Below are 12,093 nucleotides of genomic sequence, written 5' to 3' on the forward strand. Positions count from 1 at the left end.
TCTACTTCACATCCAGTTTATTTGTAATCATGTAATATTCACTACGGGTAGTTACCCAATTCTTAACTTTATCTTCATTGTAGGCAACGATCGTTGAAGGATGTAAAACAAACGAATTGATTACATGCTCATTTATATAATTAGCTGCCTGCTCTGAAAGTGTAGCTCGTTCTTCTTGATTGACTGTTTGATTGAGTTTATCAATGATAGCTGTCAATTTCGGATCACTTGCACCACTAAAGTTTAGAGCACCAGTGGGGTGGTAAGTGGCATTCAAATAATAACCTGCATCTCCGCGAGGAGCTGTCAAATTACTATAAGTAGCCAAGTCCCAATCGCGGTTTGACGCCATATATTCTTCTGGAATGTCAATTTGTCTTATCTCAACATCAATCCCAATTTTTTTAGCATCTGATTGAAAAACTTGAGCAATTAATGGTAAATCGGCTCTTGCTGAATAAGTTAGTAAGGTGAATTTAAGTGGTTCTCCATTTTTTCGCATTTTTCCGTCTTTAAGTTTATAACCGGCTTTCTTTAAATGTTTTATAGCTACGTCTGCACCTTTCTCACTTTGACTATTTTCATACTTTGGAGCAAAGGGAAGGGACGGAAGAAACGGACCTTGAGCAACTTCAGCATGCCCAAGCAGAATAGTATCCACAATTTTTTGACGGTCAATTAACGCATCTACAGCTCGTCGTACATTAACATCCTGTAAACTTTTACGTTGCATATTCATTGTCATTTGATGTACACGAAAAGTTGCTGTGGACTCAACTTTAATGCCATCCATTGCTTTTAGGGTTTCAAGAGTCTCTACTTCGGGACGATAAACAACATCTACCTGACCAGACTTTAAGGCAAGCGAACGAGCATTTGCATCTTCATTAAATGAGAAGGTTACAGAGTTAAGTTTTGAAGCTCCATCCCAATAATCATTGTAACGTTTTAGTTCCAGTTTGCTTCCAGGAGTGAAACTCTCTAATGCAAAAGGCCCTGTACCTATAGGTTTATTAACGATATCTCCTTCTGTTACATCAATAATTGAAACATTAGGGTTTACAAGTTCTGAGACAAACTCTGGAAATGGTTCAGTAGTTGTAATATGTAAGGAGTATCCATCCGCTTGAATATTATTAATTTTCAGTGCATTTTTCACAGCAACACTTTCTTTAAGTGCACGTTCGAGAGAAGCTTTAACTGCGTTAGCATCCATTTTCTTACCATTTTGAAATTTAACATCTTCACGGAGTTTAATTGTCCAGTGTTGCCCATCTTCACCTTCCCAGCTTTCAGCTAGCCATGGTTTAATGGTTAAATTTTTTTCATCTAATCGAACTAGCGTTTCCGTTATTCCTGCTCTTAACGGAACATAACTTGAATCTACATGTGGATCAAGAGAATTAGTAGAGAAATTATACAGAAAATGAACGTGTTTATCTTCTTCTTTATTTTTCGTTTCTGTTGCTGAATTCTCACACGCACTCAATAAACCTGCAAAAATCATTAAAAATCCTATTTTTAGAAAATTATTCCTAATGTACCTCTGAAAAATATTATAAATCCTATAACAGTCTCTATTTCTAACCATTTTAAATATACGCCCCCTAATACGAAATAATTACGATTTATATTCTATCGTAATCATTCCTATTTATCAATATTAATAATTTTATAGTTTATATCTTTAACTTGTTGTTTTGTTTAGAAGCGAACATTTTTTCTTTAATAATTGAAATTAAATAGGGACGAGGGGAAGGAGGGGAGAACTTTGAATTTGGAAGATCATAAAATTAACCTCAGGGATAATGACTACAAGTTTACTCCTAAACGATTAGAAATTTTATCATTTTCCGTACATTAGCGATATCAGTTTATATCAGTCAAGTTAGTTATACAATCCCTTCAAAAAGCATCAGGAAATGTTAGCTTGGATACTGTATATCGTAATATCTTCCTTTTTAGAGACATTGGTTTAATAGAAACAATTTTTTGTTTGAAGAGTAAACTTACTACTCATTCTCACTTCTTTATTTGCACAAAACGTCTAAGTATAACAGAATTAGATATTTGCCCCATGAACATTGACTCTAATTATCAGATTAGTCACCACAAATTTGAAGTTTATAGTGTATGCCTTATCTGTAAAAATTGATTTTCCGCTAGGGAGGGGATCCCACAAACATCCTACAGTTATATTCAGTGTTTAACATAAAATAGAAAAAGAGGTATTGACGATAGTAAATAACATAGTATAAGCTATCCTTAAATGTAAATCGTAATTATTACTATTTACATGATTTTTAGTTCATTAATTAGTAAAGGAGAGGTGAGATTGGAACAGGAGATCCATTTTGTGAAACTAAATCCGACTCAGAACATGACAATTCTAGTTGAAACTGCTCATCCAGCCAAAGCTCACAAAGATATCGCAACAAAAATTATGTCATATGACAGTGTATATGCTGAACAAGTAGGTTTTATAGAAGAACCTATAAGTTATAAAGCTGATGCACACTTACAAATGGCGGGTGGAGAATTTTGCGGTAATGCCTGTATGGCACTAGCAGCTTTTATCATGTCTAAACAAGAGCTAAAACACAATAGGGTAAAAAAAATATTGTTAGAAGTGTCCGGAACAGATTCCCTCGTAGAATGCGAAGTCAAGAGGGGAGCAGATGAGTACTATTGTCAGGTTACGATGCCTATTCCAAAAGAAATCAAACAAAGAACTATCAATCATGAAGGGAATAAACTGGCTATTGTCTTAATAGATTACGGAGAGTTTGTACATATTGTAAGGACCGTAAAGGATTTTAATGAAAGAGTGAAAGAAGAGGCCCAATCATTGGCAAAATCACTAGCCTTAACTTTAAATGTAAGTTTGATCGGGATTCTTTTGTATAATCAAGATTCTCATGAATTGGAACCTCTTATTTATATCCCACACTTAGATAGTATGGTTTGGGAAAGGGGGTGTGGCTCAGGTACAGCCTCTTTAGGATCTTACTTAGCTTGGAAAAATAAACGAGAGACTACTATCCATGTAAAACAACCTGGTGGAACTATTACAGCAATTGCTAATTATCAGGAGAGAAAATTAATAAGTCTTAAGATTGAAGGATCTGTAGGAATAGTAGCACAAGGGAAAGCTTTTATAACTGTTTAACTATTACACTATATAGGAGCGAGAATAAATGAATGAGCTAGAAAATTTTCTAAAAGATTTAAATGAATACCTAGAAAGATTTAATGATTTAACAGTAAGCTATAATCATACAGTTAACAATTGTTCAGAGTTAGAAGCGCTAATAAATAAATATTCTCATTTCATAACAAATGTAGAGAACCAAGGAATATGGAATCAATTAGAGAACCAAGAAAATGGTGATTTAGATCAAGTTGTAAATCATCTGAGAAAGAAATCGGCTCTGTGTGTAGCTATTATGGAAAAATATCGAGCAATGAAACTTCTAAATGGGGAGACTGAAATAACGGATTATTTTAAAAATGTAGAGTCATGCATTGAAAAAGAGTTTGGCAGCTTCCAGATTACTCCTGATTCAAAAGTGTTATTAGTAGGTTCAGGGGCCTTTCCGATGACTCCTATATTAATTGCAAAACGAACAGGAGCTGAGGTTGTAGGGATAGATATTGATGATGAAGCCATAGAACTTGGATTAAAAGTGATCGAAATATTAGGAACAGAATTAAATATTAGGTTAGAAAAAACACCTGTAGAATATCTTAATTTCACAAAAGATGCTACCCATATTATTTTTAGTTCAACTGTTAAAGATAAATATAGAATTCTAGATCAACTTCATGAATTAACAAACGAAGATGTAGTTGTGGCTATGAGGTATGGGGACCAGTTAAAATCCTTATTTAATTATCCTTCAAGGAAAGTAGATAAACAAAAATGGAATAAAGCAGAAGATATATTACGTCCACATGATGTGTTTGATATTGAATTGTATAAAAAGGCGCCTAAATTCATCACTTACATATAAGAAGGGAAGAGTTCTATGAGTGATTTTAAGAGAATTCTAATATTAGGAACTGGTCCAACATCAATTCAGCTTGCTGTCAGTTTAAAGAAACAATCAAATTGCTATGTCGGGATTGCCGGAAGAGAGTCTGTTCGTTCGAAAAGTTTCTTTTGGGCTTTAAAGCAGAGTAATAAATTAATTAGGGTAAGTGTTCAAAGTGAAAAGCATCGTAATGTAGAAGGCAAATGTTTCGTTGATCAAATTTTTAAGGGTTATGAAACTGTTAGGGGTAAATGGGATACGGTTATTTTGACTGTAACAACTGATGCATATATTGAAGTAATAAAGCAGCTTAATAAGGAAGTATTACAGTACGTTAGATGTATAGTTTTAATTTCCCCAACTTTTGGTTCAAACAATTTAATAAGTAGTTATATAAACAATATAAATTCAAATGTAGAAATTATTAGTTTTTCTACATACTACGGTGATACCCGATGGATACATGATAATCCATCTAATCATGCATTAACAACAGCAATTAAGAAAACAGTCTATATAGGATCTACACATTATCCGTCTGAAAATATAGTTGTGCTTTGTGATATATATAAAGAGTTAGGCATTAATCTAGAAGTTATGCGGTCTCCAATTGAGGCGGAAACAAGAAATATTTCTTTATATGTCCATCCCCCATTATTTATGAATTCCTTTTCATTAAATGCAATATTTGAAGATAGAGATACGAAAAAATTTGTATATAAAGTCTATCCAGAGGGCCCTATTACTCAATATTTAATCTGTGATATGCTATCTCAATGGAAAGAAGTTATGAATATTTTAAGGCATATGAAAGTAGAAGAACTTAATTTGCTGAAGTTTATGATAGATGATAATTATCCAATAAGACCAGAAAGTTTATCTCGTCAAGATATTGAGAACTTTCCACATTTAGAGACTATTCATCAAGAATATTTATTGTATGTACGTTATACGTCCTTATTAATTGATCCTTATTCAGAACCAGATAAGAACGGAAGATATTTTGATTTTTCTGCTGTTCCTCTTAGAAAAGTATTTGTTAATAGAGAAGGATACTTAGACATTCCAAGGATGCCTAAAGAGGACTACTATCGCATAAAAATTATACAAGGAATTGCAAGGTTTCTAAATTTGGATTGTCCAACTATAGATAAATTTATTAATACGTATGAGAGCAAGATAGAAGGATTTGCTCAGTCTCAAAAAGAAAAACTTCTATCCAATGCCTTTAATGTTCAAAGTTTTACCGAGGATTTAAATATGATATGCAATAAAATAGGTAAGAATAAGCAGCAAAGCTATTAGATTAATGGAATAAAATGATTTTTAAATCGTAATGATTACGAAATTTGGGAGGTATTCTATTTATTATGACGTTCATATTCGCACAATAAACCTATATTGGATACAGACTAAGTGCATTTAAAGGGAGAGAAAGAATATTGCTAGTCAAGAGATTTAAGTTAGAGGCTTTAGTTTTTTTTATATTATGTATTGTAGTTGTTTGCCTTGTAGTATTAAATACTTCTGAACGTAAGAAAACAGCAGAAACTGACTCGAAAAGTAACGAGAAAGGTATAGTTTATGCAGCATCTAAAGATATCAATGATATGAATCCTCATTTATATACAGGTTCAATGCCAGCGCAGGCCATAGTATATGAATCGTTAGTTGAAAACACAGAAGATGGGATTAAACCTTTACTTGCTGAGTCATGGAATATCTCTAAAGACGGGAAAACGTATACTTTTCATTTAAGAAAAGATGTTAAATTTCATGATGGAGAACCATTTAATGCAGAAGCAGTGAAAAAGAATATTGATGCTGTACAAGCTAATGCAGAAAAACATTCTTGGATTAAACTCTCAACAAAAATAGTAGATTGTAAGGTTATAGATGAATATACCGTTGAATTAGTATTATCAGAAGCATATTATCCTACCTTAGTTGAGTTATCAATGACAAGACCTTATGTATTTATCTCACCTAAAGACTTTATTAATGGAGAAACAAAAGGGGGAGTCAGAGGTTACCATGGTACAGGTCCATATGTGCTTATCGAACATAAAGTTGATGAATATGCAACCTTTAAAGCAAATGAAAACTACTGGAATGGAGTGCCTAAGGTTAAAAAAATTACTTCTAAAGTTCTTCCAGCAGGAGAAACAACGTTTCTAGCCTTACAAAAAGGAGAAGTCAACTTTGCTTTTACAGATGACAGGGGGACAGATAGTCTGGATGTTGAGGCTATGAACCAATTAGTTGATTCAGGTGATTATCAATTAATTAGAAGTGAACCAATGAATACTAAAATGATCGTAGCTAATAGTAGTAAATCTGGTAATCCAGTACATGAAAAACCTGTACGTGAAGCTATTTGGTACGCTATTGATCGGAAAACAATTAGTAAAGAGATTCTAAGTGGAACAGAAACTGTAGCCCATACTCTATTTTCACATAACATTAATTATACAGATGTTAATTTGAAAAAGAGGGGTTACGATTTAAATAAAGCAAAGGGAATTTTACAAAAAGCAGGATGGGCAATAGAAGATAGTAATGGAATTAGAATAAGAGATGGTGAAAAATTGGCAGTGAAGCTTTATTATGACAGCAGTTCTTCTTCCCAAAAGACCCAGGCTGAATTTATCCAAAGTTCATTAAAAGAGATAGGTGTTCAGCTCCAGATTATTGGTGAGGAGTCAACTTCAATTGCAAATAGAAGATCAACTGGTGACTATGATTTATTATTCAATCAGACATGGGGATTAGCATATGATCCGCAAAGTACTATTTCTGCTTTTACTTCCCCATCTTCTTATTTACACACTACTAAAGGAATTGAAAAAGCAGATGAACTCTATAACAAAATTGACGATGTGATGGTATCTATGAATGAAGAAACACGTAAATCATTGTACGCTGATATTCTAAAAATTGTTCATGATGAAGCCGTCTTTATTCCAATATCCAATGGCAGTGTAACTGTAATTGCCCCAAAGAATTTAAAAGGAATTTTGTTTAAACAAACACAATTCGAATTACCGTTTGAGAAAATGCACTTTGAATAGAAATTACAAATAAAAAGGGAGATTATCTCCCTTTTTATTTGTAATGAACACTATCCACATAATTAATCTAGCTATTAATTCTATTTTTAAAAAGGAGATTATATATGGGAAGTTACATTATTAAAAAGTTATTAATATCTATACCATTACTTTTAGTCATCTCATTCCTAACTTTTATTTTAATTAATCTTTCTCCTCAAGATCCAGCTGAAGTGGTATTACAAGCTCAAGGTGTTCCAAAGATAACAGATGAACTAATTATGGAAACAAAACAAGAATTAGGACTAAATCAGCCATTTATCATGCAATATTTACACTGGGTAATAGCTTGTTTTCAGTTGGATTTTGGGAATTCATACGTTACAGGACAATCGGTTTGGTCATTAATAGGACCTGCATTTTTAAATACATTAAAGCTAACATCAGTATCATCTGTTTTTGTTATCGTTCTGTCAATATTCCTAGGAGTGCTATGTGCTATGAGAGAGGGAAGGCTATTTGATAAATCAGTAAGAGGGGTCTCTTTCTTTCTAACATCAGCACCAGCCTACTGGCTAGCATCCATGATAATTTGGTACTTCTCTATTAAATTAGATTTGTTACCTACAAGCGGGATGAGTTCATACAAAAGTTATATCCTCCCTGTTATCGTAATTACAATAAGTTATGCCGGTATCTATTTCAGAATTGTAAGAAGCTCTATGCTAAATAACTTAAATGAAGACTACGTATTATATGGAAGAGCATGTGGATTAAATGAGCAGACAATTACCCTACAGATTTTAAGAAATTCATTACAAGTTTCCATTTCAGTATTTTGTATGGCGATACCTATTATATTAGGAAGCACAGTAGTCATCGAAAATGTTTTTGCATGGCCAGGATTAGGAAGTCTAAGCGTTAAGTCTATCCTGAGTAGAGACTTTCCGGTTATTCAAGCTTATGTTCTTTTATTAGCAGTCTCTTTCGTAATATTTAACACTATTTCTGATATTATAAATGCTACTATAAACCCTAAATTAAGGAATGATTTATAAATGAGAATATTAAAAAACTTGAGTAAAGACAAATTAGCTACTGTGTCATTGATCATTATCATTCTAACAATGGTTATTGGGATATTCTCACCTATATTTGCCCCGCATAACCCTAAAGAAGTAAATATTGGGCTTCGATATGCAGCACCATCTTGGGAGTATTTATTAGGTAATGACCACTTAGGAAGATGTATTCTTTCTCGATTGATTTACGGAATTCGTCCTAGCGTGCTATGGGTTTCAGTTGCTTTATTCCTATCCGTTGTAATTGGATCTGTCTTGGGATTTTTAGCTGGTTATTTTCGGGGGAAAGTAGATGGAGTTATTATGAGAATTTGCGATATTATGCTGTCTTTTCCCGGCTATGTTATGACTTTAGCTATTGTTGGTATTTTAGGGGTAGGGCTTGTAAATATACTAATTGCCTTTATTTTTCTTAAATGGGCATGGTTCACTCGAGTCATTAGAACTTCTGTTATGCAATATTCAGAACTGGAATATGTAAAGTTTGCTAAGGCTTGTGGCATTAGTAATATGAGGATTATTTATAAACACATCGTGCCTGTTACCTTATCAGATGTGATAGTCCTCTCAAGTAGCTCTGTTGGTTCCATGGTTTTACAAATATCAGGTCTCTCATTCTTAGGATTAGGGATACAAGCCCCAAATGCTGAATGGGGGATGATGTTAAGTGAGGCTAAGGAAGTAATGTTTACACGTCCAGAGTTAATGTTAGCTCCTGGTCTAGCCATTATTATTGTAGTATCAGCCTTTAACTTTTTATCTGATGCCCTTCAAGTAGCGTTAGATCCTAAATTAATGAGTTCTAAAAATAGAATTAAAGGAAGGTTAGTATCCCCTAGACATAAAATCCAGAAGAAAGAGGTGGCAAAATAAATATATGAATATATTAGAAGTCGAAAATCTTAGAATACAAGATATTAAGAACGGCAAGGTAATCATTCATAATAGTTCTTTCAGTGTTAGACAGGGAAGTTGTTTAGCAATCGTTGGGGAAAGTGGAAGCGGAAAATCTGTAACTTGTAGATCAATAATGAGGTTAAATAGACCTTCACTTTCTCAATCTGGCACTATTCTGTTCAAAGGTGAAAACCTAAATACTCTTACAGAAAAAGAAATGAGAAAGAAAAGAGGAAAAAACCTTTGCATGATTCCCCAAAACGGTATGAGTGCATTTGACCCTTCTTGTGTCGTTGGAATGCATCTAAAGGAAACACTCTTTGAGCATTTTGGATGGAACAATAAAGAAATAGAAAGAAAGATGAGGAGCACTATGGAAAGCGTAATGTTGAAAAATCCTATAGAGATTATGAATAAGTATCCCCATCAGTTATCAGGAGGAATGTTACAACGTCTTATGATTGCACTAGCAATAGCTTTAGAGCCCGATATTATCATAGCAGATGAACCTACGACAGCATTAGATACAATCTCACAATTTGAAGTTGTAGAGCAATTTATAAAGCTAAGAGAAAAAATAGGATGCTCAATGATTTTTATTTCGCATGATTTGGGTGTTGTAAAAAAAGTTGGAGATGACATCTTAATTATGAAAGATGGAAGGATTGTTGAGAGAGGCAGTATTCAGACCATCTTCTCACAGGCACAACATGAATACACAAATTATTTATTATCCACTAAACAGGTACTGAGTAATCATTTTAAAAAGGTAATGGAGATGAATAATAAATGTTAATTGTAGAAAGTGTAGAGAAGGTCTATAAGACAGGCGGGTTATTCTCTAAGAAAAAACAGAAAATATTAAAAAACGTTAGTTTTGAATGTAAGAGTGGAGAATGTATAGGAATTATTGGAGAAAGTGGAAGTGGCAAATCAACATTAGGGCGTCTATTGATAGGTATTGAACAACCTGATGCCGGAAGAATTTTGTTTGAAGGGAGAAGTATGAATGATAGATTAACTAGATTGGGCAGTATTAGTGCCGTATTCCAAGACTATAAATCTTCTATTAATCCATTTTTCACTGTAGAACAAGCTATTATAGAGCCCATAAGAGTTAAGAAAAGTAACAAAATAGAAACTGAAAGTAGGATTGATTACCTCTTGAATCAAGTGGGGTTGGACTCCTCGTATAAAGAAAAATATCCTCATGAGTTATCAGGAGGACAAGTACAGAGGGTATGTATTGCTAGGGCTATCGCAACAGAACCGAAATGTATTTTGTTAGATGAAGCAATTAGCTCTTTAGATGTATCTGTCCAAGTTCAAATACTTAAATTATTAAAGGAATTAAAGGAAATCTATCGCATAGGCTATATCTTTATTACTCACGATATTCAGGCTGCAGCTTACATTTGTGACAGAATTATTATTTTTAAAAATGGAAAAATTGAAGAAACAGTGGAAACTTCAAATTTGAAAAATGTTCAATCAGAATACGCCAGAGAATTACTGCAGAAATTAATAACTTTCTGATATGGTTTATACCATTCTTATCCAAGCATGAATGATAGAATTTTAGGAAGATATTAAAATGAATTAGGAGGAGAAAAAGTTGTGAATGGAGCTATGTCTTGGCCTTTTTTACGTTTATACGGATTAACCCTTCTTTACTTTAGTGCAAACTCTATACTAAATGTTATTATTCCTTTACAAGGAGAAACATTAGGAGCTAGCAATACAACCATCGGTATTATTATGGGAGCTTATTTGTTTACCACTATGTTTTTTCGACCATGGGCAGGACATATTATACAAAAAAAAGGGCCTATAAAAGTATTACGTATAATCCTTATCATTAATGGATTTGCCTTAATACTCTACACAATCACTGGATTAGGTGGATTTTTAATTGCACGTATCTTACAAGGGGTATCAACAGCTTTTTTCTCAATGGCGTTACAAATTGGTATTATTGATGCCCTTCCAGAGGAGGATCGTTCTCAAGGTATCTCGCTTTATTCTTTATTCTCACATATACCAGGTGTTATCGGACCTATATTAGCATTAGGAATTTGGCAAGCAAACAATACAGCTTACTTTACAATAGTAATGATATCGATTGCTATTTTTACAGGTTTTTTTGGTTATAGTGCTAAAGTGGATAAGCGAGAGAATTTAACTTCAATAAATAATACGCATCAAAGAGTAAATATGTTCAAATCATTTGGTGAGTTAATAAAAAATCCATTTTTGTTCAAATGTAGCGTGTTAATGTTAGTAGCCTCTATTGTATTCGGAGCTATTACTACCTTCTTGCCTCTCTACGCTATGGAATTAAAAAATGGGAGCGCTGGAGTTTATCTAATGATTCAAGCAGGAACTGTTGTGTTTGCTCGTTTTACTTTAAGAAAAAAAATTCCTTCAGATGGTAAATGGCATGCTCCTTTTGTAATGGGTACAATGCTCCTCCTAGCATTAGCAGCGCAATGTGTAAGCTTTTCTATAACCGGGGGAGCAATGTTTTTCTATGCTGGAGCAGTCTTGATGGGAATAGCTCAAGCGCTTATATATCCTACCTTAACTACATATTTGACTTTTGTTTTACCAAAAGTAAATCGTAATATATTAATTGGCCTATTTATTGCTATGGCAGATTTAGGGGTGTCACTAGGAGGGGTTATTATGGGCCCCATAGCTGACATTTCATCATACTCATTTATGTATAGGATTTGTGCTATTTTAGGTGGAATAATGATTGTTTTTGCCTATGATAAACGTAAGGCATTTGTTGAGGGAAAATAAAATCCCTATTTCATTATCTAATTAATTAATATTTTTTACATTATATGAAGTAGGTTAGAAGCAAACAATAATATGAATTTTAGTATAAAAAGCTTGTCTCTATAGAGGCGAGCTTTCCTGGATTTTAGTAAGATTAGTAATAAATTACCCGCGCTTACATCTTTATATGATAGAAAACTTAAACAGAGATTTGAATAGAATCTTGTTTGAAGTGTTGGTTAGGTA

General features: G+C 33.3%; 11 protein-coding genes. 10 read left to right on the top strand and 1 reads right to left on the bottom strand.

Annotated elements, in window-relative coordinates:
• Position 1 precedes the first annotated feature (1 nt).
• Complete coding sequence (gene nikA, locus ACK3CR_RS01425; protein ID WP_480380783.1) at positions 2-1,507, bottom strand: nickel ABC transporter substrate-binding protein; 1,506 nt, start codon at positions 1,505-1,507, stop codon at positions 2-4.
• 369 nt (positions 1,508-1,876) lie between these two features.
• On the opposite strand from nikA, the gene ACK3CR_RS01430 reads away from it, so the two are divergent.
• The 10 genes from ACK3CR_RS01430 (at position 1,877) to cntE (ending at position 11,868) form a co-directional block, all read left to right on the top strand.
• Positions 1,877-2,155 carry a transcriptional repressor gene (locus ACK3CR_RS01430; protein WP_480380782.1) on the top strand — a complete coding sequence of 93 codons (279 nt, stop codon included), beginning with the start codon at positions 1,877-1,879 and terminating at the stop codon, positions 2,153-2,155.
• Positions 2,156-2,335: 180 nt separating this feature from the next.
• Positions 2,336-3,169 (top strand): histidine racemase CntK family protein, encoded by an 834-nt coding sequence (locus ACK3CR_RS01435; RefSeq protein ID WP_488974605.1) that lies wholly within the window; start codon positions 2,336-2,338, stop codon positions 3,167-3,169.
• 28 nt (positions 3,170-3,197) lie between these two features.
• Complete coding sequence (locus ACK3CR_RS01440; protein WP_243509650.1) at positions 3,198-4,013, top strand: methyltransferase domain-containing protein; 816 nt, start codon at positions 3,198-3,200, stop codon at positions 4,011-4,013.
• A 15-nt stretch (positions 4,014-4,028) separates the two neighbouring features.
• Positions 4,029-5,339 carry an opine metallophore biosynthesis dehydrogenase gene (locus tag ACK3CR_RS01445; protein WP_488974606.1) on the top strand — a complete coding sequence of 437 codons (1,311 nt, stop codon included), beginning with the start codon at positions 4,029-4,031 and terminating at the stop codon, positions 5,337-5,339.
• Between the two features lie 137 nt (positions 5,340-5,476).
• Positions 5,477-7,105 carry a staphylopine-dependent metal ABC transporter substrate-binding lipoprotein gene (gene cntA, locus ACK3CR_RS01450; protein ID WP_488974607.1) on the top strand — a complete coding sequence of 543 codons (1,629 nt, stop codon included), beginning with the start codon at positions 5,477-5,479 and terminating at the stop codon, positions 7,103-7,105.
• A gap of 104 nt (positions 7,106-7,209) precedes the next feature.
• Positions 7,210-8,142, top strand: a complete 933-nt coding sequence (opp1B, locus tag ACK3CR_RS01455) for a nickel/cobalt ABC transporter permease (RefSeq protein ID WP_243509646.1) — start codon at positions 7,210-7,212, stop codon at positions 8,140-8,142.
• The gene (gene cntC, locus ACK3CR_RS01460) at positions 8,143-9,039 is read left to right on the top strand and encodes a staphylopine uptake ABC transporter permease subunit CntC (protein ID WP_480380652.1); all 897 of its coding nucleotides are present in this window, start codon (positions 8,143-8,145) and stop codon (positions 9,037-9,039) included.
• 4 nt (positions 9,040-9,043) lie between these two features.
• Positions 9,044-9,859: a staphylopine uptake ABC transporter ATP-binding protein CntD gene (gene cntD / locus ACK3CR_RS01465; protein ID WP_488974608.1), complete on the top strand. Its 816-nt coding sequence runs from the start codon at positions 9,044-9,046 to the stop codon at positions 9,857-9,859.
• Positions 9,853-10,599, top strand: a complete 747-nt coding sequence (locus ACK3CR_RS01470; protein ID WP_488974609.1) for an ABC transporter ATP-binding protein — start codon at positions 9,853-9,855, stop codon at positions 10,597-10,599. The genes cntD and ACK3CR_RS01470 overlap by 7 nt, the downstream gene beginning before the upstream one ends.
• 81 nt (positions 10,600-10,680) lie before the next feature.
• Entirely contained in the window at positions 10,681-11,868 is a 1,188-nt protein-coding gene (gene cntE / locus ACK3CR_RS01475; RefSeq protein ID WP_488974610.1) for a staphylopine family metallophore export MFS transporter CntE, read from the top strand.
• The last annotated feature ends 225 nt before the right edge of the window (positions 11,869-12,093 follow it).

The organism is Priestia sp. TRM10 (assembly GCF_057808375.1).